The following is a 24994-nucleotide window of genomic DNA, read 5'->3' as shown; positions in this document are numbered from 1 at the left end:
TCTGCTTAATGTTATTGTTTTTTTTAAGATATTTATTTGATAAAGGTTAGTAAATAGAAGTTAAGTAAAAATGTAGAATTTTTCAGTCCAAAAATTTCTGAAATTTCCAAACAAAATATTTGAAAAGTTTTGAAAAAAGAGTTAAGATATTTTTGTAATATACAAAGTAAACGCTTACTTATTAAGGAGGGCATTTTATGTCATACAAAACAAGCAATGCAGAAGGTCATGTAGATTTCATTAATACCTATGATTTGGAACCAATGGCGCAACAAGTGATTCCTAAAGCAGCATTTGGCTATATCGCTAGTGGAGCGGAAGATACTTTCACTTTACGTGAGAATATTCGCGCCTTTAACCACAAACTCATCGTTCCGCATACGCTTTGCAATGTAGAAAATCCAAGTACAGAGATTGAATTTGCAGGCGAAAAATTGTCTTCACCAATCATTATGGCGCCTGTTGCGGCTCATAAATTGGCAAATGAACAGGGTGAAGTGGCGACTGCGCGTGGTGTGCATGAGTTTGGTTCCCTCTATACAACCAGTTCTTACTCTACTGTCGACCTTCCAGAAATTACAGAAGCCCTTCAAGGGACACCTCATTGGTTCCAATTTTACTTTAGTAAAGATGACGGAATCAATCGCCACATCATGGACCGTGTGAAAGCTGAAGGTTATAAAGCCATTGTCTTGACGGCAGATGCGACTGTAGGGGGTAATCGTGAGGTGGACAAGCGTAATGGTTTTGTCTTCCCAGTTGGCATGCCGATTGTTGAAGAATACCTGCCAGAAGGTGCTGGTAAATCAATGGATTTTGTTTACAAATCAGCTAAACAACGCTTGTCTCCACGTGATGTAGAATTTATCGCTGAATACTCTGGACTTCCTGTTTATGTCAAAGGACCACAATGCCGTGAGGACGTTGAACGTTCGCTTGCTGCGGGAGCTTCTGGTATCTGGGTAACCAACCATGGTGGCCGCCAAATCGACGGTGGACCAGCTGCCTTTGATTCACTTCAAGAAGTAGCAGAAGCAGTTGACAAACGTGTGCCAATCGTCTTTGACTCTGGTATTCGTCGTGGCCAACACGTCTTTAAAGCCTTGGCTTCAGGAGCAGACTTGGTAGCTATTGGTCGCCCTGTTATCTATGGCTTGGCCCTTGGTGGTAGTGTCGGTGTGCGTCAAGTCTTTGAGCACTTGAATGCGGAATTGAAGACAGTCATGCAGTTGTCTGGAACTCAGACCATTGAAGATGTTAAACACTTTAAACTCCGTCACAACCCATACAACCCAACCTTCCCAGTTGACCCTCGTGACTTAAAATTGTATTGATAAAACAGCTTGCCTCCACTTGATGTGGAGGTTTTTCTTCGTCTATAGGAGGAAGAAATCACCATTAAAAACAATATAAATATATTTTCTAATCAAATATCTTGCTAGGGCTTTCATTTTTTGCTATACTGATGCAGTAATTAAATAATAAAGACATTTGGGGTGCTTTAGGCTGAGATGATACCCATTGAACCTGATACAGTTAAGACTGGCGAAGGGAAATGTGAAACGGTTTTTCGTATGGCGAAATGAACGATCTAATCTTGTAAGTCAACTCTAATTCTTGATTGTAATTGGAGTTTTTTTGTTTATATAAGCTGGATGAAGGTGATACAAAGCATTTAGGTAGCTCTTCTTGAACGCCCTTGATTTTCTTTAAAAAGGTCAAGTAAAACTAGGATTTTCTTGGTGTTTTATTGATTACTAAGGAGTAAAGAGAGGAAAGATAAATATGGAAACACAAGAATATGCATTTCAGCCAGGTTTGACTGTTGGAGAATTATTAAAAAGCAGTCAGAAGGATTGGCAGGCTGCAATCAATCATCGTTTTGTTAAGGAACTTTTTGCGGGGACAATTGAGAATAAGGTCTTAAAAGAATACCTGATTCAAGATTATCACTTCTTTGATGCCTTCTTATCCATGCTGGGTGCTTGCGTAGCCCACGCAGACCAGCTTGAATCCAAGATTCGTTTTGCCAAGCAACTAGGATTTCTTGAAGCAGATGAAGACGGTTATTTCCAGAAGGCTTTCAAAGAGTTAAAAGTATCTGAGAATGACTATCTGGAAGTGACCTTGCATCCTGTAACAAAAGCCTTTCAGGAGCTTATGTATTCTGCTGTGTCATCATCAGACTATGCCCATCTTTTGGTCATGCTGGTCATTGCAGAAGGTCTCTATTTAGACTGGGGTTCTAAAGATTTGGCTCTACCTGAAGCCTATACTCATTCGGAATGGATCAATCTCCACAGAGGTCCTTTCTTTGCAGAGTGGGTTCAATTTCTGGTTGACGAACTCAATCGTATCGGGAAAAATCTAGAAGATTTGACAGAACTTCAGCAACGCTGGAACCAAGCAGTCACTTTAGAATTAGCCTTTTTTGATATTGGTTATGAATTATAGGATAAATTTAATCTTTTTATGTAGATTAAAAGAATTAACAAACAAACTATATAAATATATTTTCCAGTCAAATATCTTGCTAAGGCTTTCAATTTCTGTTATACTAGCACAGTAATTAAATAATAAAGACATTTGGGGTGCTTTAGGCTGAGATGATACCCATTGAACCTGATACAGTTAAGACTGGCGAAGGGAAATGTGAAAAGGTTTTTTTCGTATGTCGAAAAGAACTGTCTAATCTTGTAAGCTGAACTCTAATTCCTATCTGTAATTAGAGTTTTTTCTTTTACGAAACTGGATACAAAGCATTTAGGTATGTCTCCTTGAATGCCCCACTTGTCTTTAAAAAAGGAGTTTTTTATGTTGAAAAAATGGCAGTTAAAAGATGTTATTTTACTTGCTTTCTTGTCTATCTTTTTTGGTGGCGTTTTTGTAGGATCCGGCTATCTGTTTGATATCCTCACTCTGATTTTAGCCCCTCTTGGTTTGCAGGCCTTTGCCAATGAAATCCTCTTTGGTCTCTGGTGTATGGCTGCGCCCATTGCTGCCATCTTTGTTCCAAGAGTGGGAAGCGCAACGATTGGAGAAGTGCTAGCTGCGCTTGCTGAAGTCCTTTATGGTAGCCAATTCGGTCTAGGTGCCCTTTTGTCTGGCTTGGTTCAAGGTTTGGGAAGTGAACTTGGTTTTATCGTAACCAAGAATCGCTATGAAAGTTGGCTCTCTCTAACTGCCAATAGTATTGGGATTACGCTTGTTAGCTTTGTCTATGAGTACATTAAGTTAGGTTACTACGCCTTCTCCCTTCCTTTTGTCCTTTCCTTGCTTGTAGTGCGCTTTATTTCCGTCTTTTTCTTCTGTACTATCTTGGTTCGTGCCATTGTCAAACTTTATCATCAGTTTGCAACTGGGGGCAAGGCATAGATGGGGCTGGAACTACGAGCGATTCAGTCCCCAATCTTCTCTGAGCCGATTGATTTTACTTTTCATGCGCAAGCATTTACCTTGTTAGTTGGAAGCAGCGGTTCAGGAAAATCTAGTCTCTTTCAAATGATTGCCCAAGTCAGTTCTCTTCCCTATAGCGGTCAAGTCCTGATAAATGGGAGCGAGGTCAGTCAGCTTTCTATCATCGAACGTGTCCAGACGGTTGGTATTCTCTTTCAAAATCCCAATCATCAATTTACCATGGAGAACTTGTTTGAGGAGCTGATTTTTACCCTGGAGAATATCGGCCATCCCGTTCAGGAAATTGATTCTAAAATAGCAGAGGTGGTCCAGCAATGTCGCTGCGAGAAAATCTTGCACCGTCCAATTCATCACTTATCAGGTGGGGAAAAGCAAAAGGCTGCTTTGGCTGTTCTCTTTGCTATGAATCCTAGGGTCTATCTCTTGGATGAACCTTTTGCTTCCATTGACCGCAAGAGTAGGATCGAGATATTGGAGATTCTAAAAGAGTTAGCCTCTAATGGGAAGACAGTTATTTTGTGCGACCATGATTTATCTGATTATGAAGCCTATATCGACCATATGGTGGAGCTAAGAGACGGACAACTAAGGAAAATAAATCAAATCCCTACCTCTGAGATGACACAGGTTTCTTCAAAGAATGTTGCTTCTAGCCCGGAACTGTTCCATATGGATCGAACGACTTGTGAGCTGGATAAGCGTCCCCTCTTTTCGATTGTGAATTTTACATTTCACCAAGGAATTTCCTGTATCTTGGGTGACAATGGTGTCGGGAAATCCACCCTCTTTCGGTCTATTCTTCAATTTCAAAAGTATAAAGGGTGCATTAGTTGGAAGGGTTCGGTTCTCAAAAAGAAAAAGAGTTTGTATCGTGACCTGACGGGTGTTGTTCAAGAAGCTGAGAAGCAGTTTATCCGAGTCAGTCTGAGGGAAGAGCTTCAATTAGATGGACCTGATTCTGAAAGAAATAAACGAATTCTTCAAGTTTTACGATATTTTGATCTGGAGCAGGCACTCGATAAGAGTCCTTATCAATTAAGTGGTGGTCAGCAAAAGATTCTTCAGCTATTGACCATTTTGACCAGCAAAGCTTCTGTGATCTTGCTAGACGAACCTTTTGCTGGTTTGGATGATAGAGCCTGCCATTATTTTTGTCAGTGGATTCTGGAGGAGAGAAATCAAGGAAGAAGTTTTCTGATCATTAGCCATCGTTTAGATCCCTTGATCTCTGTAGTTGATTATTGGATTGAGATGACTAGTCAGGGGCTCAGTCATGTGAAAGAAGTGACAATTACCAAACCAATCACATCTCAGAGTAGCAATACCCAAGGGGAGGTGAGATAGTATGGTCAAAGTAGCAACCCAGACACCGATTATCGGTCTCTTCTTGCTGATTTTATCCTTGGAAACATCTTTCATTCCTTCGATTGCTCTGAATCTTTCGGTAGTCGCATTTTGTATTCTCTTTATGCTCTATTACCGGCGATTTAAAGTATTGGCTTGGATGATTATGCTCGCTATTTTGCCATCTTTGGCCAACTACTGGGCAGTTCAGTTACATGGAGATGCTTCGCAGGCAGTTATGCTTGGAACGAGGGCCTTTGTGACAGTTTGTATAGGCCTTGTCTTTGTTTCCTCTATTTCCCTAAAAGAGCTTCTCTTGTACTTGACTCAAAAGGGGCTATCACGTTCTTGGGCCTATGCCTTGATTGTGGTATTCAATTCCTTCCCCCTCATTCAGCAAGAAATTAAGTCTCTCAAAGAAGCTTGCCTATTACGTGGTCAAGAACTGCATTTTTGGTCGCCCTTGATTTACAGCAAGGTTTTGATGACGGTCTTTAGATGGCGCCATCTTTACCTGAGAGCTCTATCTGCGCACGGATATGACGAACATGCACAGTTGAAGAATAGCTATAGGACTTTTAATATTCCTAAAAAAACAAAATTAATCTACCTGCTTTTCTTTTTATTGCTTCAAACCAGTCTATTTTTATAAAGGAGTTATTATGGAATTTACAGATATTGCGATGGAATTATCCAAGGAAGCTTGGCAGGCTTCTTTTCATCATCCCTTTATTTTACAATTACAAGAGGGAAATTTAGACCCGTCCATCTTTCGCTATTACTTGATTCAGGATGCCTACTATTTGAAGGCCTTCTCAGAAGCCTATCACCTCTTGGCTGATAAGACTTCAAACCAAGAGATGAAAAGACTCTTGAAACAAAATGCTCAGAGTCTAGTGGAAGGTGAGTTATTTATCCGCCAACAATTTTTCAAGGAATTGGAAATCAGCAATCAGGAAATGGAGCAACATCCAATCGCTCCAAACTGCTATCATTATATCTCGCACATTTATCGGCAATTTGCAGAGCCCAACTTAGCCATTGCTTTTGCGAGCTTACTGCCTTGTCCTTGGTTATACCATGATATAGGCAAATCACTTAATCTTAAACCATCACCAAATCCTCTCTACCAACAATGGATTGAAACTTATATTACAGATGAGTTGGAGCTGCAGTTCAGAGAGGAGGGAGCGCTGGTCAATCAACTCTATCGAGAAAGTGACGAGACAGACAAGAAAAAAATGCTAGATGCCTTCCACATCAGTGTTCATATGGAAGCTAAGTTTTGGGAAATGGCCTACCAACACCAGACATGGAAGAGCGATTTACAGTCTTTAGAAACAGGAGAAGAATAGAAACATGAGAAAGCACCAATTACAAGTTCACAAATTAACCATTTTATCTATGATGATTGCCCTTGATGTAGTCCTTACGCCTATCTTTCGGATTGAGGGAATGGCACCGATGTCCAGTGTAGTCAATATTTTAGCAGGAATCATGATGGGACCTGTTTATGCTTTGGCTATGGCTACAGTGACAGCCTTTATCCGTATGACGACTCAAGGGATTCCGCCTTTAGCTCTCACAGGAGCGACTTTTGGAGCCCTTCTAGCAGGTCTCTTTTATAAGTATGGTCGAAAATTTTACTTTTCTGCTTTGGGAGAAATTTTGGGAACAGGTATTATTGGTTCTATTGTTTCCTATCCTGTTATGGTACTCTTTACAGGATCGGCCGCTAAGCTTAGTTGGTTTATCTACACTCCTCGATTTTTCGGAGCAACCTTGATTGGTACAGCGATTTCCTTTATTGCCTTTCGATTTTTAATCAAGCAGGAATTCTTTAAAAAAGTACAGGGATATTTCTTTGGTGAAAGGATAGACTGATGCAGGCATTTACAAATCCTTTTCCTCTGGAAACGAGTTCCTTGATTCACTGTATCACTAATGAGATTTCTTGTGAGATGCTGGCCAATGGGATTTTAGCTCTGGGATGTAAACCAGTTATGGCAGATGATCCTCGTGAGGTTCTTGATTTTACTAAGCAAAGCCAGGCACTCTTCATCAATTTGGGGCATTTGTCAGCTGAGAAGGAAAAAGCAATCCGTATAGCAGCTTCTGATGCAGCTCAAGCTGGTCTCCCAATGGTAGTAGATGCGGTTGGTGTATCAGCGTCGCCCATTCGTAAGGAACTAGTCAGAGACCTTTTAGACTATAGCCCTACGGTCCTTAAAGGAAACATGTCGGAAATCCGAAGTCTTGTTGGCTTAAAACATCACGGCGTTGGGGTCGATGCGAGTGCTAAAGACCAGGAAACTGAGGATTTACTTCAAGTCTTGAAAGACTGGTGTCAGACCTATCCAGGTATGTCATTCTTAGTCACAGGCCCCAAGGACCTCATCGTGTCGAAGAATCAGGTCGCTGTATTGGAGAATGGCTGTGCAGAATTAGACTGGATAACAGGGACAGGAGACTTGGTTGGAGCCTTGACAGCCGTTTTTCTCAGCCAAGGAATGACTGCATTTGAAGCTTCGTGTCTAGCGGTTTCTTATCTCAATATCTCCGCTGAGAGAATAGTTGTTCAAGGAATGGGATTGGAAGATTTTCGCTACCAAGTACTCAATCAGCTTTCGCTCCTCAAAAGAGATGAGAATTGGCTAGATGGCTTCAAAGGAGATATTTATGAATAGAGAAGCACTTAGACTATATCTGGTCACCAATCGCTACCAAGATTCCGTGGAAAGCTTTCTTGAAAAGGTTGAGATGGCTTGCCGTTCAGGGGTTACCATAGTCCAATTACGAGAAAAAAATCTTACAACCAATCAATATTATCAACTGGCAAAAAAAGTCAAGGAAATAACAGATGCCTATCAGGTACCCTTGATAATCGATGATCGGTTGGATATCTGTCTTGCAGTCGATGCTGCTGGTCTGCATATCGGAGACGATGAGTTACCAGTTTCGGTTGCCAGACAAGTCTTGGGCCCTGAAAAAATTCTCGGTGTCACTGCTAAAACTGTAAAAAGAGCCCTCGAGGCAGAAGAAGGAGGGGCGAATTACTTGGGGACAGGAGCCATTTTCCCGACTACGACCAAGGAAAATGCGCCTATCACCCTGATTTCAACCTTGAAAACAATTTGCCAAAGGGTCGCTATTCCAGTAGTTGCCATTGGCGGCTTGACATCAGAGAATATTGACCAACTTATCGGCACGGGTATAGCTGGTGTAGCTGTAGTGCGTGATTTGATGCAGTCAGAAGATATAGAGGCAAAAACACAAGCTTTTTTAACAAAGTTGGATGACATTATTTTCTAATTAATACTCAATGAAAATCAAAGAGCAAACTAGGAAGCTAGCTGCAGGTTGCTCAAAACACAACTTTGAGATTGCAGATAAAACTGACGTAGTTTGAAGAAGTATAAAAACTCTCTAATTCCCTTAAAGTGGGAACTAGAGAGTTTTTTTAATCTTTAAAGCTTGTATGGTTGACTGGGCCAGAACCATGACCGAGTTGAGGGGCGTCTTGGATGGCTTTAGTGATAAAGGCCTTGGCTTTATCGACTGCTTGATAGAGGGTTTTCCCCTTGGCTAGTTCAGCAGTAATCACTGCAGCAAAGGTACATCCAGTACCATGGGTGTGACAGGTTTGAATTCGTGGACTTTCCCAGACAAATTGGTCATCCTTGGTAAAGAGGAAATCCTTAGCACCGCCTTCAAGATGACCACCTTTTATTACCACAGACTGAGGACCAAATTCTTTTAAAATCAGGCGTCCGGCACGCTGCATGTCTTCAGGATCATGGATTGAAAAACCAACAATCTCTTCCGCCTCAGGAAGATTGGGTGTGATGATGGTTGCAAGGGGAAGCAGGTTTGTTTTTAGGTAGCTTCTGGCACTGGTATCAATCAGGGTGTCTCCGCTCGTAGCGACCATAACAGGGTCAAGGACGTATGGACAATCAAGGTTTTTAAGATAGGGCTGGATGATTTCCATAATTTCAGTAGTAGCCAACATCCCTGTTTTTACAGCCTGAGGCTTGATATCTGAAAAGACACTATCCAATTGGGCTTTTAACATTTGAGGAGAAACGTGCTCGATTAATTGAACACCTCTGGTATTTTGAGCGACAAGACTGGTTACAACGGCCATTCCGTAGACATCTCTAGCTTGGAACGACTTTAAATCTGCCATAATGCCAGCACCACCACTAGGGTCAGTCCCTGCAATGGTCAAAGCAACGGGTAAATAAGTCATCTAAAACCTCCCAACCAACTGAAGTTTGTATTCTTAAGAACAAGCTGGTCTGTTTTAGAAAGGTAATAGAAGACTGCAAGTCCCCATTATCATTTCCACTTCCATCAGCTAGCATTACCTAGATTGAGTCAAAGGGTCTAACAGTCGTTAATCTCAGCTTTACGCACCCCTAGTGGTTGTTTTCTTTTTTCTTTAGTATAGCATATTTTTATAGTTTATATAGTGAAAATTGACTGCAAATAGTTTTTCAAATGATTAAAATTCAATTTTTCAAAGAAAAGATTAATTTCATAGTTGACAAATGTAGATTTTAAGAGTATACTGATAATTGTAATTGACAAATGTAGATTTTGGAGGTGTGATTATGCAGATTTCAGATGCAGAATGGCAGGTCATGAAGATTATTTGGATGCAAGGAGAGCAGACCAGTACGGATTTGATCAGGGTTCTGGCGGAGCGGTTCGATTGGTCCAAGTCAACCATTCAAACTCTTTTGGCTCGTTTGGTTGAGAAAGAGTGTCTGACAAGGAAAAAAGAAGGCAAGTTCTTTGTCTATTCAGCCCTTTTAACTTTGGACCAAAGTCGGGATTTACTTGTTCAAGATATCAAGGACAAGGTTTGTTCTCGTAGGATTAAGAACTTGTTGGCTGATTTGATTGCTGAATGTGATTTTACTCAGGCTGACTTGGAAGACTTGGAAGCTGTGATTTCTGAGAAGAAATCAAGCGCTGTAACAAAAGTAAAATGTAATTGTATGTAAAGGAGACGTCATGTTAAATAGTATTGTAACAATTATTTGTATTGCCCTTATCGCGTTTATCTTGTTTTGGTTTTTCAAAAAGCCTGAAAAATCTGGACAAAAGGCCCAGCAAAAAAACGGCTACCAAGAGATTCGAGTGGAGGTCATGGGGGGCTATACGCCTGAGTTGATTATCCTCAAGAAATCAGTGCCAGCACGCATTGTCTTTGACCGCAAGGACCCTTCACCCTGTCTGGACCAAATTGTTTTTCCAGATTTTGGTGTACATGCGGACCTGCCTATGGGCGAAGAGTATGTAGTGGAAATCACGCCTGAGCAGGCTGGAGAGTATGGTTTCTCTTGTGGCATGAATATGATGCACGGCAAGATGATTGTAGAATAGGAGAATGATATGACTGAAATTGTAAAAGCAAGTCTTGAAAATGGTGTTCAAAAAATTCGTATCACGGCAGACAAAGGCTATCATCCAGCCCATATCCAGCTTCAAAAGGGAATTCCAGCTGAGATTACCTTTCATCGTGCTACGCCTTCAAACTGTTATAAGGAAATTCTGTTTGAAGAAGAAGGCATCTTGGAACCAATCGGCGTAGATGAGGAGAAAGTCATTCGTTTTACACCTCAAGAATTAGGTCAACATGAATTTTCTTGTGGTATGAAGATGCAAAAGGGAAGTTATACAGTTGTTGAGAAGACTCGAAAATCTCTATCACTTTTACAGCGTTTTTGGATTACGAGTATCTTTACTGTGCCTCTTGTGATCCTCATGATTGGGATGTCGACAGGAGGAATTAGTCACCAAGTCATGCGTTGGGGCACCTTTTTAGCCACAACACCGATTATGCTAGTAGCAGGTGGTCCTTATATCCAAAGTGCTTGGGCTAGTTTTAAAAAGCACAATGCCAATATGGATACCTTGGTTGCTCTGGGAACCCTAGTGGCCTATTTCTACAGCTTAGTTGCCCTCTTCGCTGGCCTCCCCGTTTACTTTGAAAGTGCTGCATTTATCTTCTTCTTCGTTCTTATGGGAGCCGTTTTTGAGGAGAAAATGCGGAAAAATACTTCCCAAGCTGTGGAGAAATTACTTGACTTGCAGGCTAAAACTGCAGAAGTCTTGCGTGAGGATAACTATGTTCAAGTCCCTTTGGAGCAAGTCAAGGTAGGTGACCTGATTCGAGTGCGTCCCGGTGAAAAGATTGCGGTTGATGGTGTCGTAGTAGAAGGTATCTCTAGTATTGATGAGTCTATGGTGACAGGTGAGAGTCTGCCTGTGGACAAGACAGTTGGAGATACCGTCATTGGTTCAACCATCAATAATAGTGGAACACTTGTTTTTAGAGCAGAAAAAGTTGGTTCAGAGACTGTTTTGGCTCAGATTGTGGATTTTGTGAAGAAAGCTCAGACAAGTCGTGCGCCGATTCAGGACTTGACGGATAAGATTTCAGGGATTTTTGTCCCAGCAGTTGTCATTTTAGGGATTGTGACCTTTTGGGTTTGGTTCGTCTTGCTCAGGGATAGTGTAGTCGTGCTTGGAGCTAGCTTTGTGTCTTCGCTTCTCTATGGAGTAGCAGTTCTGATTATTGCCTGCCCTTGTGCATTGGGACTTGCAACACCGACAGCCCTTATGGTGGGGACAGGTCGCAGTGCCAAGATGGGAGTTCTCCTCAAAAATGGAACGGTTCTACAGGAAATCCAGAAAGTCCAAACCATTGTCTTTGATAAAACAGGGACTTTGACTGAAGGGAAACCTGTGGTCACAGATATCATCGGCGACGAAGTAGAAGTGCTTGGATTGGCAGCTTCCTTGGAAGAAGCTTCTCAACACCCACTGGCTGAAGCCGTTGTGAAACGAGCGAGTGAAGCTGGACTTGAGTTTCAAACTGTTGAAAATTTCCAAGCCTTGCACGGAAAAGGTGTCTCAGGGCAAATCAATGGAAAACAAGTTTTGCTTGGAAATGCTAAAATGCTGGATGGCATGGATATTTCTAGCATTTATCAAGAAAAACTAGAAGAACTAGAAAAAGAAGCTAAGACAGTTGTTTTCTTGGCTGTGGACAATGAAATCAAAGGCTTGCTTGCTCTGCAAGATATTCCTAAGGAAAATGCCAGGTTAGCCATCAGTCAGTTGAAAAAACGAGGTCTTAAAACAGTCATGCTGACAGGAGACAATGCAGGTGTGGCGCGTGCTATTGCCGATCAGATCGGAATCGAAGAGGTCATTGCAGGTGTCTTGCCAGAAGAAAAAGCCCATGAAATCCATAAACTACAAGCGACTGGAAAAGTAGCCTTTGTTGGTGATGGTATCAATGACGCTCCTGCCCTCAGTGTAGCAGATGTGGGGATTGCTATGGGAGATGGAACAGATATTGCCATCGAGTCAGCAGATTTGGTGTTGACAACTAATAACCTCCTAGGAGTGGTTCGTGCTTTTGACATGAGTAAGAAAACCTTTCATCGTATTCTGCTCAATCTTTTCTGGGCCTTTATCTACAATGTTGCCGGAATTCCGATTGCAGCAGGAGTCTTTTCTGGTGTTGGACTGGCCCTCAATCCAGAACTGGCAGGTCTAGCGATGGCCTTTAGTTCTGTATCCGTTCTGACCAGTTCCCTTCTCTTAAACTTTAGTAAAATAGATTAAAAGCGGGCTTGCTCGCTTTTTATTATAAAACAGAGTCTAAAAACGTTTTCAAACTGTACTGTAATAGAGAATAAAAACTTCTGAGCAGATTCTTAGTAAAGTCAAAATAAATGTGATAAATTAGTAGTGTAAAAATTTACTGAAACGTTTTCAAAAACTATATGAAACCTTTTTTAGTAGATTTAAAAATATTTGAAGGAGAGTTATCATTATGACTCAAGGGAAAATTACTGCATCTGCAGCAATGCTTAATGTATTGAAAACATGGGGCGTAGACACAATCTACGGTATCCCATCAGGAACACTCAGCTCATTGATGGACGCTTTGGCTGAAGATAAAGATATCCGCTTCTTGCAAGTTCGCCACGAAGAAACAGGTGCTCTTGCAGCGGTTATGCAAGCTAAATTCGGCGGCTCAATCGGGGTTGCAGTTGGTTCAGGTGGTCCAGGTGCGACTCACTTGATTAACGGTGTTTACGATGCAGCTATGGATAACACTCCATTCCTAGCAATCCTTGGATCACGTCCAGTTAACGAACTCAACATGGATGCTTTCCAAGAATTGAACCAAAACCCAATGTACAACGGTATCGCTGTATATAACAAACGTGTAGCTTACGCTGAGCAATTGCCGAAAGTTATTGACGAAGCTTGCCGTGCTGCAGTTTCTAAAAAAGGTCCAGCTGTTGTTGAAATCCCAGTAAACTTCGGTTTCCAAGAAATCGACGAAAACTCATACTATGGATCAGGTTCATACGAGCGTTCATTCATCGCTCCTGCTTTGAACGAAGTTGAAATCGATAAAGCTGTTGAAATCTTGAACAATGCTGAACGTCCAGTTATCTATGCTGGTTACGGTGGTGTTAAAGCTGGTGAAGTGATTACTGAATTGTCACGTAAAATCAAAGCACCAATCATCACAACTGGTAAAAACTTTGAAGCTTTCGAATGGAACTATGAAGGTTTGACAGGTTCTGCTTACCGTGTTGGTTGGAAACCAGCCAACGAAGTGGTCTTTGAAGCAGACACAGTTCTTTTCCTTGGTTCAAACTTCCCATTTGCTGAAGTTTACGAAGCCTTCAAGAACACTGAAAAATTCATCCAAGTCGATATCGATCCTTACAAACTTGGTAAACGTCATGCCCTTGACGCTTCAATCCTTGGTGATGCAGGTCAAGCAGCTAAAGCTATCCTTGACAAAGTGAACCCAGTTGAATCTACTCCATGGTGGCGTGCAAACGTTAAGAACAACCAAAACTGGCGTGATTACATGAACAAAATCGAAGGTAAAACTGAGGGTGAATTGCAATTGTATCAAGTTTACAATGCAATCAACAAACATGCTGATCAAGACGCTATCTATTCAATCGACGTAGGTGACACTACTCAAACATCTACTCGTCACCTTCACATGACACCTAAGAACATGTGGCGTACATCTCCACTCTTTGCGACAATGGGTATTGCCCTTCCTGGTGGTATCGCTGCTAAGAAAGACAATCCAGATCGCCAAGTATGGAACATCATGGGTGACGGTGCATTCAACATGTGCTACCCAGACGTTATCACAAACGTTCAATACGACCTTCCAGTTATCAACGTTGTCTTCTCAAATGGTAAATATGCCTTCATCAAGGACAAATACGAAGACACAAACAAACACTTGTTTGGTTGTGACTTCCCTAATGCTGACTATGCGAAAATCGCTGAAGCGCAAGGTGCTGTAGGATTTACAGTTGACCGTATCGAAGACATCGATGCAGTTGTTGCAGAAGCTGTTAAATTGAACAAAGAAGGTAAAACTGTTGTGATCGATGCTCGCATCACTCCACACCGTCCACTTCCAGTAGAAGTACTTGAATTGGATCCAAAACTTCACTCAGAAGAAGCAATTAAAGCTTTCAAAGAAAAATACGAAGCAGAAGAACTCGTACCATTCCGTCTCTTCTTGGAAGAAGAAGGGTTGCAATCACGCGCAATTAAATAATTTCTCTCGTCGAAAATCAAAGATAAATTTATAGACTTCTTTATTAGATTACTGCCGACGATTCCATCATTGAAACCATAAATTTCAATGATGGAATCTAGTGTGGAGCCTAGAAAAAGTCCCAAAGGATTTTTCGTAGTTTGATGAGCAAAGATTTGCCATCAAACTTGGTTTCACCTTGTTTATTCTTTGATTTTCTTAGAGCGAAACTTGAAAAGATCGGAGCAATCCGGTCTTTTTATGGAGAATAGTAAATGAATTTAAATCAATTAGATATTATCGTTTCAGATGTTCCTCAAGTTTGTGCTGACTTGGAGCGTATTTTGGATAAAAAGTCCGATTATGTTGATGACAGTTTTGCTCAGTTTACGATTGGCAGTCACTGTCTGATGTTGTCCCAAAATCATTTGATTCCTTTGGAAAATTTTCAGTCAGGAATCATTCTTCATATCGAGGTTGAGGATCTAAATCAGAATTACCAACGTTTAAAAGAGATCAGTGTCGAGATTTTACACGGTATTTGTGAAACGGATTGGGGAACAGAGTCCTTATTAGTTAAAGGCCCTGCTGGTCTAGTGATTGATTTTTATCGTATGAAATAAGGGGCTTAGTTATTTGAAGATAACCTTAATTATTCTTAAAACAGAATGTGAGAATATGAACTATTGAAAGATCGGAGCAATCCGGTCTTTTTATATAAAGAAATTGCATATATAAAAAAATTGCATATAAATAGTTGACAACGTTTTCTTAAAATCTTATAATAAAAATATAACAGCAGAAAATAAGACTGATATGGAAAGGAGAAATATGATTAAACAGCTGTAGTAAGTGAATTTTCTTATTTCACTGGAACTTGGGATTGAAATATCTCCATGAATAGATAGAGAGCAACCTTTTTAAACAATGTAGAAAGGAGTAGTCTATGTATAACATACTAAAACGAAGCCTTGCAACTTTTTCCTTTGTTTTAATTGCTTTTGTTAGCCTTTTCTTTATTAGCCAATATAAAAGTGAAATGTTGGGTGGATATAGTAAGATGATTTCTGTAGAGAAATCTACTACTACCATTAAGAAGGATTTAGAAGAGATTGCAAAAGATAAACAGAGTGTTTTAGCTCGTAGGATTGTTTCTGTAAAGGATAATGTTAGGGGAAAGACAGAAAATACCTACATACCAATTGGAGGTGGACTACCTGTAGATTTACCATTACAACAAGATCAAAACCTAATCCAAAATGCATCTGATGATACTTTATATTTGATTGTAAGAGGAAACTTAAGTGCACAGGAGCTAGCACAAGCTTTAAACCAAAAAGGACATCAAGCTATTGTTGAACAATCAAGTTCTGGTTTGACCTTGTTAAAGGTATTTTTGACTTATCCTCAATCGATTACTTTTACATTAGTTTTGATAATTGCTTTTGGGATTCTGACACTAGCTGACTACATAGCCAAACTGCGTTCTGTAAGTATAGAACGATTGTCAGGTAGAGGGAAATATCAAATTGCTTTGAGAAATATTAGCAAAGATAGTATTTTCTTAATATTGATAGCAAGTATAGTTTATTTAGCGACAGTTTTATTCTTATTTTCTACTAGAACTGTAAACATTTTGTCGTTAAGTCTAGTATTTTATCCTTTGCTTTCTTGGTTATTTCTTTTACTTTTTTTAAATTTCTTTTTATCAAATATTTTTTACCATATTTTACAAAAGCAAGCTCTTAATCTATCCATAAAAGGTAGGGCACCTTTGCATCTTGTGTTCATTTTGGTTATTTTGACGCAGTTACTATCTCTTTTAATCGTGATGTATAGCGTTTATGGTGTTGTTAACTTAAATCAACAATTGTCAACATTACAAGTAGGACGAGACGAATGGAGTAAGCATTCTAATTATTTTGCTACTAATGAATTATATACTGGGGAGTCAAATAAAGATAGAGAAGCAGAAGTAGCTTTTTATTCAGAACTTAGTCAAAAAACAAATCTCCTTTATATAGATACAAATCTAGATAAAATTGCTTTTCAAAAGAGTTCTTCAGCTAATTCTTATTATCCTACCCCAGATATGGTATCAAATGAAATTCGTGTGAATCGACGTTTTGTTGAAAAAAGTGGAATTCAGTTGAGTATGGAAGCTCAAGCATTCTTTGAACAGATGGGAGATTTTGATCGTCTCGTGTTAATACCAAAGAATCAAGAATCAAACTTTTCAGAATTACATAAGGCTTGGTTGCGATATGAACAAAAAGGCTTTGCTCCAGACGATGCTCCTGTAAAAAAGAAAGATCCTAATGAGAAAATTGAGATAGCCACTTATCAAGGCGGTGAAAATCTATTTGTTTACCCTATCTTCACTTCGGTTAATTACTTAGTGAATCAAAATGCTTTTGTTCATGAACCAATTATTACTGTGTTTGGTTCTGCTTATGAAAATAGAACAATTCGCCAATTCTCTTTGGCACATTATATTTTTGATAAACCCGAGGTAGTGAAAGAATTGATTTCTAAATATAAGTTAACAGCTAGTATTGGTAGTTTTTCAAATGGCATGTATTCATTTGAAAATAGAATTCAAAAAGTAGAGACAGATAGATTTATATTATTTTTTGCGATGATTATTAGTTTTGTGAGTTCCATTCTATTAATGGTATTACTGAACACTCTTTACCTCTATCAAGGGCGCAAAACTTATTTCATTGAGAGATTAGCAGGTAAGTCACTTTTTGAAATTCATCATGTTTATTTTTCAATTTTATCTAGTAGCTATATTTTTTGTACTTTATTGTCAGTAATATTAGGCTTCAATTTGTTTGTAATTTCTATTCCTTTGCTCTCATTGCTATTATTTACAGGAATTTTTCTTCTTCAACTGAGACAAGATAAAAAGGCTAATATTTTATATCTAAAAGGAGGTTAGTATGATTGAATTGAAAGATATTTGTAAACAATTTGATGATTATGTTATTTTTAAAGACTTTAATTATCAATTTCATGAAGGTCAGACCTATGCTTTGATAGGTGAGTCTGGAGCAGGCAAAACAACTCTTTTAAATATTATAGGTAAATTAGAAACTGTCCAAAGTGGCTCAGTAGAAGTTGATGGTAAGGATTTAAAACAAATTAAGGAAAAAATCTATTTTAAGGATTATGTAAGCTACTTATTTCAAAATTATGGTTTAATTGAGAACAAGAGTATTAAAGATAATTTAGAACTTGCATTTATTGGGAGAAAAGAAAGTAAAAAAGAACAAGAAACTCTTATGAAAGAAGCCTTGGAGCATGTTCATTTACAATTAGATTTAAAACGTAAGATTTTTACTCTTTCAGGTGGTGAAGCGCAGCGTGTCGCAATTGCTAAAATAATGTTGAAAGATTCCCCAATAATCTTAGCAGATGAACCAACAGCATCTTTAGATAGTAGGAATAGTCGTGAAATTATTGACCTTATTCTTGGATTACGGAATGAAAAACGTACGATTATTATTGCAACTCATGATAGTAGTGTATATGAACGAATGGATCAGGTTGTAGAAATTAGAAAGGAAAAGATATGAAAACAAAATTTAGTTTGACAACAATTTTTTTCCAAGTAATGATTTTTGGTTCTTCTCTCTTTGTAATACTGACTCAGTTTGGCTTACTGCGTCAACCTACAAAGCTAATTATACAGATGATTTGCTTACTAAGTTTGTTATCTTTAGCTATAGCGATTTGGAATTATGTACGCGAAGAAAAAGACTGAACAGATCGGAGCAATCCGGTCTTTTTAATATAAAGCAATTGCATATAAACAATTGACAGAGTTTTTCTAAAATCTTATAATAAAAATATAACAGTATAAAATAAGATTCATATGAAAGGATGGTTTCTGTCTGTTAGAGAAGACTGTAAAACATGTCCCTTTGTTTTAGTTTGTAAATCAGGATTTTGTCCAATGAACAAGCATATTACAAAATTAAGCTCTTCTGTGATTTGTAAGAATATGCAAGAGAAAATTCGTAAAAATCTAGCACTTTATGCTATTTCTGTATCCTATGAAGATATTTTAGATGTGGACTAGAGAGGGGTAAGCAAAAAATGTCTGTTAAGAAAAACAAAAAGGTTGTAAAAAACTGAAGCTGTAAGCAATAATTGTAATATTTGTAAAATTTATATAATAAAAATGGAGAGAAGTGCTAGCATCTCTCTTTTTCTAGGAGGGCATTATGAATAAAATATTTCACTATCTGGATAAGAAAACGAAGTTTTATACTATCATCGGTGCACTGGCAAATGGAGGTTTGGCTCTTGCTCAACCCTTAGTCGTATCACAAGCCTTATCCTTAAATCAAGGAGAACTGACTTATTCTAAAATCATACAGTTTGCTGTTTTTGGTTTTACAGTATACTTCGTCTTGTATAGCTTAATGCTCTTTTGTAATCATACACATAATGTTTTTAGACGTGAAATTCAAATGAATATGAGGGCAGATTTATTTGATAAGCTGATGACAAAAAAAGATTTTAGCGGAGATGAAAAAATCACCATGCTCACACAAGATATGGAGTATTTGGGGGATAATTACTTAGAAAAATACGTCAATATCATTTGCTGGAGCTTTGTAGCATTACTAACAGCGATTTATATTATTTCGCAAAATTTGTTACTAGGTAGTATTTTTGTCTTTTTCACTATTTTACGTCCTATTCCTCAGTTCTTGATGAATAAAAGACTCAAACATACTGGTGATGAGATGGCACAAGGCAGAGTAGAAGTGCATAATCAAGTATCTGATAGTATCAGAGGAGCACATACTCTACTCATGAACCAAGCAATTTCTGAAAATCAGAACAGATTTTGGAAGATTAATCGAAATTATCAACTAGCCATTCAAAAATTTTGCTTTACCCATAATATAATTTTCTTTTGCAACGGTTTCATGGTCTTTTTAAGCCAAGTTTTACCACTTGTTTTAGGTTTTTACTTTGCTATGGCTGGGCAGAAAGTGTCAGTGGCAAGTCTTGTTGCTATGTATATCGCAGCAGGTCAGCTAGTGAGCCCTATTCAGACTATTATGTATGATGCTGTAGATATACAAGGGGCAAAAACGACAGCAGATAAGATTTTTGGAGTATTAGAAATTGGAGATGTAAAACAGATAGATAAAAAAGATGCACAAGAATTGCATGCTCTGCACATTAAAAATTTAAGTAAATCCTATGGTGACAGACAACTTTTTACTCATCTAAATTTGGATGTTCAAGCAGGTCAGAAAGTTTTAATCAAAGGACCGAGTGGTTGTGGTAAGTCAACCTTGTTTCGACTCATTACTGGAGAAGAAGTAGCAGATGAGGGAGAAATTATCGGCGTGACAACTGTTAATGAATGTACATCAAGTTTTGTATCCAGTATAGGAATTATTAGCCAACATCCATTTCTCTTTAACGATACAGTGCGTTATAATTTGACCTTAGGACAAGAATTTTCTGATGAAGAGGTGATTGCTGTTTTGAAACAAGTCAAACTAGATTTTGAATTGACGGGTGGGATGGATTTTATTATCAAAAATAACGGGGAGAATATTTCTGGGGGACAAAGAGTAAGGATTGAATTGGCACGTTTTCTTCTTCGTAGAAAAAATCTGTTATTGGCTGATGAAGTGACCGCAACCCTAGATAAAGAAAATGCCTTCATGGTACATGAACTACTATTTTCTCTTCCTGTTATGATGTTAGAAATTGCCCATCATATTGATGATGAAAGTAGATATCAACAAGTTGTAGATTTAGGAAAATATTGATTATGGTTTAAAAGTCAGTTTTATCAGAAAATAAAGTAAATATTTCAGCAATAAAACACCCAGTATCAAGATTTTTCAATACATAATAATATGCGTTTTTCTAATTATATATACTTTTTCTAACTGCACTCTTCTTTCTTATCACAAGACTGTGATAGTTTACATTTTTATAACAAAATTTCCAAATTCTTGTTTGTTTTTGCATCATATTATAAAATAAAAAGCATAAAAGAATAAAAGAGGTTTTGAAAATGTCCGAAAAACAAATGAAAGTTTTGGGTTGGGTAGCGACCTTCATGTCCGTTATGATGTATGTGTCTTACTTCCCATAAATCATGAATAATCTGGCTGGTCAAAAAGGAAACTTCATCCAACCCTTGGTTGCAGCCATCAACTGTAGTCTCTGGGTTTATTACGGTCTTTTCAAGAAGGAAAGAGATATTCCACTTGCAGCTGCTAATGCACCAGGTATCGTTTTTGGCCTAGTGACAGCTATTACAGCTTTGATTTAAAAAGAAGACTGGTTTCAGTCTTTTTTTCGTACATGTGAGCAAGCTCAGGCCCATCATTACCCAGATAGTTCCAAACTTTTTGTCCTCTTTTTAGTATAATAGGACTATCAAGTCAAGTGAGGTAAAGTGATGACAGAAATACTACAATTTCCTGATGGTTTCCTCTGGGGTGGTGCTACGGCAGCTAATCAATGTGAAGGTGCTTATAATTTAGACGGTCGTGGGTTGGCCAACGTGGATGTCGTCCCCATCGGTCCAGACCGTGAAGCCATTATCACAGGTCAGAAAAAGATGTTTTCGTTTGAGGAGGGCTATTTTTACCCAGCAAAAGAAGCCATTGATATGTACCATCATTACAAGGAAGATATTGCTCTTTTTGCAGAGATGGGTTTTAAGACTTATCGGCTTTCCATTGCTTGGACTCGGATTTTTCCTAAGGGTGACGAAACCGAGCCAAATGAAGCTGGTCTAGCCTTTTATGAGGATTTGTTTAAGGAATGTCACAAGTATGGAATCCAACCTCTGGTGACTATCACGCATTTTGACTGTCCTATGCACTTGATTGAAAAATACGGTGGTTGGCGCAATCGTCAGATGTTAGACTTCCATGAAAAACTTTGTCGCACGCTTTTTACCCGCTATAAGGGTTTGGTCAAATATTGGCTTACCTTTAACGAAATCAACATGATTCTCCATGCCCCCTTTATGGGAGCTGGGATCTGTTTTGAAGAAGGAGAAAATCAAGAACAGGTTAAATACCAAGCGGCCCACCATGAGTTGGTGGCTTCAGCCCTTGCGACGAAAATTGCCCACGAAATTGATCCAGAAAACAAGGTCGGATGTATGTTGGCAGCAGGGCAATACTATCCTAACACAGCGAGAGACTACTGGGCAGCCATGGAGGAAGATCGTAAGAGTTACTTCTTCATTGATGTTCAAGTGCGTGGGGAATACCCAAACTACGCTAAGAAGCAGTGGGAGCGTGAGGGGATTGAGATTCAAATGACAGCAGAGGATCTGGACTTGTTGAAGAACAATACTGTTGACTTTGTTTCCTTCTCTTACTATGCAAGTCGAGTAGCCTCAGGTGATCCAGAAGTTAAAGAATTAACAGCTGGAAATGTTTTTGCCTCTATCAAAAATCCTTATCTTGAATCCTCAGAATGGGGATGGCAGATTGACCCACTTGGTCTTCGTATTACCCTCAATGCCATCTGGGATCGTTACCAAAAGCCCATGTTCATCGTAGAAAATGGACTAGGTGCTATGGATACACCGGATGAGAATGGTTATGTAGCAGATGACTATCGGATTGCTTACTTAGAGGCTCATATCAAGGCTATGCGAGATGCCATTTACCAAGATGGAGTTGACTTGCTTGGTTATACGACTTGGGGATGTATCGATCTGGTTTCAGCTGGAACAGGCGAAATGAATAAGCGCTATGGCTTTATCTATGTGGATCGAGATAATGCAGGAAATGGGACTCTCAAACGTAGCAAGAAGAAGTCCTTCTACTGGTACAAGGATGTCATTACCGGCAATGGTGCAAGCATTGAGTAGAGCACATTTCTTTACTATTTTTATAAAATCTTCTCCCTACTTTATAAGATGTGAAAAAGAGTTCAACTGGAACTCTTTTTTTGCTATAATGAGGGGAGAAAAATCAGACAGGAGAATATGATGTCAGAACCATTATTTTTACAATCAGTTATGCAAGAAAAAATTTGGGGTGGTACCAAGCTACGTGATGAGTTTGGATACGACATCCCAAGTGAAAAAATCGGAGAATATTGGGTCATCTCAGCCCATCCAAATGGAGTCTCTAAAATTGCCAATGGTCGTTTTGAGGGAACAGACCTAGCTACTTTGTATGCAGAACACCGTGAATTGTTTGGCAATCGTCCAGAACCTGTATTTCCGCTTTTGACCAAAATCCTCGATGCCAACGACTGGCTCAGTGTTCAAGTTCATCCAGACGATGCTTACGGACTCGAGCATGAAGGCGAACTTGGAAAAACAGAATGCTGGTACATCATCGCTGCGGATGAAGGTTCAGAGATTATCTACGGTCACAATGCCAAGTCAAAAGAAGAACTCCGTCAGCAAATAGAGGATAAGAACTGGGATGATTTGTTGACCAAAGTCCCTGTTAAGGCTGGAGATTTCTTCTATGTACCAAGTGGCACTATGCATGCTATTGGTGCGGGCATCTTAATTCTTGAAACCCAACAGTCTAGCGACACCACCTACCGTGTCTATGACTTTGACCGCAAGGACGACAAGGGCAACTTGCGTGAACTTCACCTTGAAAAATCTATTGATGTCTTGAACATTGGTGAGCCTGCAAATAGCCGTCCTGTAACTGTCAAAGCTGATGATTTATGCTCAACTCTCCTTGTATCCAATGATTTCTTTGCAGTTTACAAGTGGGAAATTGATGGAAAAGTTGATTTTGAGAAGACAGCTGATTACAGCTTGTTTAGTGTCTTAGCTGGTCAAGGTCAACTGACTGTCGATGGGAACAACTATCCAATTCAAAAAGGTAGCCACTTTATCCTACCAAGTGATGTTGAAGCTTGGACTCTGGAAGGGCAAGGTTTGGAATTGATTGTTAGCCATCCATAAAAAAAGAAAGGGCCTGAGTTCACTACTCAAGTCCTTTTTATTTACATAAATTGGGCGATAAAGACCACGATGATGATGATTGGAATGACGAAACGAAGAAGGAAGAGCCAGACTTGGAACAGTCCCTGTTTCCATGCTCTTTCATCAAGATGCAGTTCCTCCATAGCAAGTGCCTTCTTAAAGATGTAGCCAGTAAAGAGTGAAAGGCAGAGGGCTCCAAATGGCATGAGGAGATTGGAAACCAAGAAGTCCATAGCGTCAAAGAAGGTCTTCCCAAAAATGTGAACATCTGCCATAACACCGTAAGAAAGGGCTGAAGGAATTCCAAAGACAAAGGTCAAAATTCCTAAAATAACGCTCCACTTAGCACGCTTACTGTTGTCCTGATTGGTGATATTGCCTACATTGATTTCCAGCATCACGACAGAAGAAGTGACTGTCGCAAAGAGGAAGAGCAAGAGGAAGAGGATGTAGAAAATGGTTCCAAAAGGCATCTTGTCAAAGAGTTGAGGCAAGACGATAAAGAGTAGGCTCGGTCCCCCTTCAGATTGGATATTGAAGGCTGACATGGCTGGGAAAATAGCTAGACCCGCCATTATGGATACCGAGATGTTCATGGCTACAATAGAAATTCCTGACTGGACCAGATTGGTTTTCTTATCCAAATAAGAAGCATAGGTCAGCATGGCTGTAACCCCTAGTGAGAGGGCAAAGAAAGATTGTCCCAGAGCATAGAGGAGACCAGCACTGGTCAGTTTTGAAAAGTCTGGTTTGAGGAAGTAGAGAACGCCTTCCATGGCATTTGGCAAACTGAGAGAGCGCCCAATGATGACAACAAAGATGATAAAGAGCAAGGGCATCATGACCTTAGAAGCTCTTTCAATCCCTTTTTGAACCCCACGTGATACAATAAAGATATTCAATAGGATAAAGGCTGCTTGAGCTCCTAGGGCAATGACTGGATTTGAAATGATTGAAGTAAATAACTGAGCATAATCACCCGTTCCACCAAGCTGGAACAATTTCCCAAACTCAATACCTAGATAGACTAAAATCCATCCTCCAATAACACTGTAGAAAGATAAGAGGATAAAGAGGGCAAAGGCACCAATCCAACCGATAAAGTTGTACTTGCTATTCTTGCCCAGTTTTCCAAAGGTTTTGATTGCTGAGACACCAGCGCTTCGGCCGAGGGCGAATTCAGCAAGCAAGAGGGGGAAACCGATTAAAATAGTGGAAACGAGAAAGACCAGTAAAAAGCCTCCTCCACCGTTAGCAGCAGTCATGTAGGGGAATTTCCAAACGGCACCAAGTCCGATGGCTGAACCAGCAGATGCTAGGATAAAGCCCAGTTTAGAACCCCATTGCGATTTTTCAGACATAGTTAAACTCCTAAAATTAGTATTACAAAAGAAAAAGCTACTGCCCTTGGCAAATAGCCTCATCAGTACTCAAGATGAGCGTTTCTTTTGATTGATAGACTTGACTATCCTATCATGTTTTCTAAGGTCTGTCAAGAAAACCATTTTCATGTTATGATAAAGTAAAAAATTTCGCAAAAACGCTTGACTCTGACCTAAGGGGAGGGGTTATACTATCAATGTAATACTCTTCGAAAATCTCTTCAAACCACGTCAGTTTTATCTGCAACCTCAAAGCTGTGCTTTGAGCAA

Annotated in this window: 22 protein-coding genes, 1 pseudogene and 3 riboswitches; of the genes and pseudogenes, 21 read left to right on the top strand and 2 right to left on the bottom strand. The window is 39.3% G+C overall.

The genetic code is table 11. The features are described 5' to 3' along the window. Nucleotides 1-197 precede the first annotated feature (197 nt). From lctO to thiE, 9 genes are all read left to right on the top strand, one after another. On the top strand, nucleotides 198-1334 hold the full coding sequence (lctO, locus tag QS39_RS09390; protein ID WP_000120723.1) for an L-lactate oxidase: 1137 nt from the start codon (nucleotides 198-200) through the stop codon (nucleotides 1332-1334). A 148-nt stretch (nucleotides 1335-1482) separates the two neighbouring features. Beyond that, nucleotides 1483-1571: riboswitch (TPP riboswitch) on the top strand. 214 nt (nucleotides 1572-1785) lie between these two features. Next, the gene (locus QS39_RS09385) at nucleotides 1786-2454 is read left to right on the top strand and encodes a TenA family protein (RefSeq protein WP_077805342.1); all 669 of its coding nucleotides are present in this window, start codon (nucleotides 1786-1788) and stop codon (nucleotides 2452-2454) included. Between the two features lie 123 nt (nucleotides 2455-2577). Next, nucleotides 2578-2666, top strand: a riboswitch (TPP riboswitch). 148 nt (nucleotides 2667-2814) lie between these two features. Next, the gene (locus tag QS39_RS09380) at nucleotides 2815-3375 is read left to right on the top strand and encodes an ECF transporter S component (protein ID WP_049497440.1); all 561 of its coding nucleotides are present in this window, start codon (nucleotides 2815-2817) and stop codon (nucleotides 3373-3375) included. After that, nucleotides 3376-4761 (top strand): ATP-binding cassette domain-containing protein, encoded by a 1386-nt coding sequence (locus QS39_RS09375; RefSeq protein ID WP_077805340.1) that lies wholly within the window; start codon nucleotides 3376-3378, stop codon nucleotides 4759-4761. A 1-nt stretch (nucleotide 4762) separates the two neighbouring features. Then, the gene (locus QS39_RS09370; protein ID WP_077805339.1) at nucleotides 4763-5413 is read left to right on the top strand and encodes an energy-coupling factor transporter transmembrane component T; all 651 of its coding nucleotides are present in this window, start codon (nucleotides 4763-4765) and stop codon (nucleotides 5411-5413) included. A 10-nt stretch (nucleotides 5414-5423) separates the two neighbouring features. Beyond that, nucleotides 5424-6116, top strand: a complete 693-nt coding sequence (tenA, locus tag QS39_RS09365) for a thiaminase II (protein WP_077805338.1) — start codon at nucleotides 5424-5426, stop codon at nucleotides 6114-6116. Between the two features lie 4 nt (nucleotides 6117-6120). Then, nucleotides 6121-6645 (top strand): energy coupling factor transporter S component ThiW, encoded by a 525-nt coding sequence (gene thiW / locus QS39_RS09360; RefSeq protein WP_033685230.1) that lies wholly within the window; start codon nucleotides 6121-6123, stop codon nucleotides 6643-6645. Beyond that, on the top strand, nucleotides 6645-7448 hold the full coding sequence (gene thiM / locus QS39_RS09355; RefSeq protein WP_077805337.1) for a hydroxyethylthiazole kinase: 804 nt from the start codon (nucleotides 6645-6647) through the stop codon (nucleotides 7446-7448). Before thiW ends, thiM begins: the two co-directional genes overlap by 1 nt. Next, nucleotides 7441-8073 (top strand): thiamine phosphate synthase, encoded by a 633-nt coding sequence (thiE, locus tag QS39_RS09350; RefSeq protein ID WP_001078240.1) that lies wholly within the window; start codon nucleotides 7441-7443, stop codon nucleotides 8071-8073. The genes thiM and thiE overlap by 8 nt, the downstream gene beginning before the upstream one ends. Before the next feature lie 148 nt (nucleotides 8074-8221). Here thiE and thiD read toward each other — a convergent pair whose 3' ends face one another. Continuing rightward, the gene (gene thiD / locus QS39_RS09340; protein WP_077805335.1) at nucleotides 8222-9013 is read right to left on the bottom strand and encodes a bifunctional hydroxymethylpyrimidine kinase/phosphomethylpyrimidine kinase; all 792 of its coding nucleotides are present in this window, start codon (nucleotides 9011-9013) and stop codon (nucleotides 8222-8224) included. Between the two features lie 83 nt (nucleotides 9014-9096). Then, a riboswitch (TPP riboswitch) is annotated at nucleotides 9097-9194 on the bottom strand. A gap of 183 nt (nucleotides 9195-9377) precedes the next feature. Here thiD and QS39_RS09335 point away from each other — a divergent pair. The 12 genes and pseudogenes from QS39_RS09335 to manA all read left to right on the top strand — a co-directional run bounded on the left by QS39_RS09335 (nucleotide 9378) and on the right by manA (nucleotide 23321). After that, complete coding sequence (locus QS39_RS09335) at nucleotides 9378-9773, top strand: CopY/TcrY family copper transport repressor (RefSeq protein ID WP_001167198.1); 396 nt, start codon at nucleotides 9378-9380, stop codon at nucleotides 9771-9773. A gap of 10 nt (nucleotides 9774-9783) precedes the next feature. After that, complete coding sequence (locus QS39_RS09330; RefSeq protein WP_000935061.1) at nucleotides 9784-10155, top strand: cupredoxin domain-containing protein; 372 nt, start codon at nucleotides 9784-9786, stop codon at nucleotides 10153-10155. Nucleotides 10156-10164: 9 nt separating this feature from the next. Beyond that, a complete protein-coding gene (locus QS39_RS09325) occupies nucleotides 10165-12408 on the top strand; it encodes a heavy metal translocating P-type ATPase (protein WP_077805334.1) in 2244 nt (747 codons plus the stop codon). Nucleotides 12409-12619: 211 nt separating this feature from the next. Then, nucleotides 12620-14395, top strand: a complete 1776-nt coding sequence (spxB, locus tag QS39_RS09320; protein ID WP_033681403.1) for a pyruvate oxidase — start codon at nucleotides 12620-12622, stop codon at nucleotides 14393-14395. Between the two features lie 254 nt (nucleotides 14396-14649). Next, a complete protein-coding gene (locus tag QS39_RS09315) occupies nucleotides 14650-14997 on the top strand; it encodes a VOC family protein (RefSeq protein ID WP_077805333.1) in 348 nt (115 codons plus the stop codon). A 323-nt stretch (nucleotides 14998-15320) separates the two neighbouring features. Then, a complete protein-coding gene (locus QS39_RS09310; RefSeq protein WP_077805332.1) occupies nucleotides 15321-17318 on the top strand; it encodes a DUF1430 domain-containing protein in 1998 nt (665 codons plus the stop codon). Between the two features lies 1 nt (nucleotide 17319). Beyond that, nucleotides 17320-17955 (top strand): putative bacteriocin export ABC transporter, encoded by a 636-nt coding sequence (locus tag QS39_RS09305; protein ID WP_077805331.1) that lies wholly within the window; start codon nucleotides 17320-17322, stop codon nucleotides 17953-17955. Then, nucleotides 17952-18143: a hypothetical protein gene (locus QS39_RS09300; RefSeq protein ID WP_000850052.1), complete on the top strand. Its 192-nt coding sequence runs from the start codon at nucleotides 17952-17954 to the stop codon at nucleotides 18141-18143. Before QS39_RS09305 ends, QS39_RS09300 begins: the two co-directional genes overlap by 4 nt. A gap of 463 nt (nucleotides 18144-18606) precedes the next feature. Continuing rightward, nucleotides 18607-20181 carry an ATP-binding cassette domain-containing protein gene (locus QS39_RS09295; RefSeq protein ID WP_077805330.1) on the top strand — a complete coding sequence of 525 codons (1575 nt, stop codon included), beginning with the start codon at nucleotides 18607-18609 and terminating at the stop codon, nucleotides 20179-20181. A gap of 251 nt (nucleotides 20182-20432) precedes the next feature. Continuing rightward, a pseudogene (locus QS39_RS09290) lies at nucleotides 20433-20693 on the top strand (SemiSWEET family transporter). A 129-nt stretch (nucleotides 20694-20822) separates the two neighbouring features. Further along, the gene (locus QS39_RS09285; RefSeq protein WP_077805329.1) at nucleotides 20823-22256 is read left to right on the top strand and encodes a 6-phospho-beta-glucosidase; all 1434 of its coding nucleotides are present in this window, start codon (nucleotides 20823-20825) and stop codon (nucleotides 22254-22256) included. A 120-nt stretch (nucleotides 22257-22376) separates the two neighbouring features. Further along, on the top strand, nucleotides 22377-23321 hold the full coding sequence (manA, locus tag QS39_RS09280) for a mannose-6-phosphate isomerase, class I (RefSeq protein WP_077805328.1): 945 nt from the start codon (nucleotides 22377-22379) through the stop codon (nucleotides 23319-23321). Nucleotides 23322-23362: 41 nt separating this feature from the next. On the opposite strand, the gene QS39_RS09275 is transcribed toward manA, so the two are convergent. Then, nucleotides 23363-24703, bottom strand: coding sequence for a sodium-dependent transporter (locus tag QS39_RS09275; RefSeq protein WP_077805327.1), 1341 nt, complete (start codon nucleotides 24701-24703; stop codon nucleotides 23363-23365). Nucleotides 24704-24994 lie beyond the last annotated feature (291 nt).

The organism is Streptococcus mitis, assembly GCF_002005545.1.
Lineage (GTDB): Bacteria > Bacillota > Bacilli > Lactobacillales > Streptococcaceae > Streptococcus > Streptococcus mitis_I.
This window is presented reverse-complemented; position numbering and strand designations above follow the sequence as displayed.

Bases quoted from the DNA above. Each gene is read 5' to 3' on its own strand.
- lctO (WP_000120723.1), top strand. From the start codon at position 198: ATGTCATACAAAACAAGCAATGCAGAAGGTCATGTAGATTTCATTAAT.
- QS39_RS09385 (WP_077805342.1), top strand. From the start codon at position 1,786: ATGGAAACACAAGAATATGCATTTCAGCCAGGTTTGACTGTTGGAGAA.
- QS39_RS09380 (WP_049497440.1), top strand. From the start codon at position 2,815: ATGTTGAAAAAATGGCAGTTAAAAGATGTTATTTTACTTGCTTTCTTG.
- QS39_RS09375 (WP_077805340.1), top strand. From the start codon at position 3,376: ATGGGGCTGGAACTACGAGCGATTCAGTCCCCAATCTTCTCTGAGCCG.
- QS39_RS09370 (WP_077805339.1), top strand. From the start codon at position 4,763: ATGGTCAAAGTAGCAACCCAGACACCGATTATCGGTCTCTTCTTGCTG.
- tenA (WP_077805338.1), top strand. From the start codon at position 5,424: ATGGAATTTACAGATATTGCGATGGAATTATCCAAGGAAGCTTGGCAG.
- thiW (WP_033685230.1), top strand. From the start codon at position 6,121: ATGAGAAAGCACCAATTACAAGTTCACAAATTAACCATTTTATCTATG.
- thiM (WP_077805337.1), top strand. From the start codon at position 6,645: ATGCAGGCATTTACAAATCCTTTTCCTCTGGAAACGAGTTCCTTGATT.
- thiE (WP_001078240.1), top strand. From the start codon at position 7,441: ATGAATAGAGAAGCACTTAGACTATATCTGGTCACCAATCGCTACCAA.
- thiD (WP_077805335.1), bottom strand. From the start codon at position 9,013: ATGACTTATTTACCCGTTGCTTTGACCATTGCAGGGACTGACCCTAGT.
- QS39_RS09335 (WP_001167198.1), top strand. From the start codon at position 9,378: ATGCAGATTTCAGATGCAGAATGGCAGGTCATGAAGATTATTTGGATG.
- QS39_RS09330 (WP_000935061.1), top strand. From the start codon at position 9,784: ATGTTAAATAGTATTGTAACAATTATTTGTATTGCCCTTATCGCGTTT.
- QS39_RS09325 (WP_077805334.1), top strand. From the start codon at position 10,165: ATGACTGAAATTGTAAAAGCAAGTCTTGAAAATGGTGTTCAAAAAATT.
- spxB (WP_033681403.1), top strand. From the start codon at position 12,620: ATGACTCAAGGGAAAATTACTGCATCTGCAGCAATGCTTAATGTATTG.
- QS39_RS09315 (WP_077805333.1), top strand. From the start codon at position 14,650: ATGAATTTAAATCAATTAGATATTATCGTTTCAGATGTTCCTCAAGTT.
- QS39_RS09310 (WP_077805332.1), top strand. From the start codon at position 15,321: ATGTATAACATACTAAAACGAAGCCTTGCAACTTTTTCCTTTGTTTTA.
- QS39_RS09305 (WP_077805331.1), top strand. From the start codon at position 17,320: ATGATTGAATTGAAAGATATTTGTAAACAATTTGATGATTATGTTATT.
- QS39_RS09300 (WP_000850052.1), top strand. From the start codon at position 17,952: ATGAAAACAAAATTTAGTTTGACAACAATTTTTTTCCAAGTAATGATT.
- QS39_RS09295 (WP_077805330.1), top strand. From the start codon at position 18,607: ATGAATAAAATATTTCACTATCTGGATAAGAAAACGAAGTTTTATACT.
- QS39_RS09285 (WP_077805329.1), top strand. From the start codon at position 20,823: ATGACAGAAATACTACAATTTCCTGATGGTTTCCTCTGGGGTGGTGCT.
- manA (WP_077805328.1), top strand. From the start codon at position 22,377: ATGTCAGAACCATTATTTTTACAATCAGTTATGCAAGAAAAAATTTGG.
- QS39_RS09275 (WP_077805327.1), bottom strand. From the start codon at position 24,703: ATGTCTGAAAAATCGCAATGGGGTTCTAAACTGGGCTTTATCCTAGCA.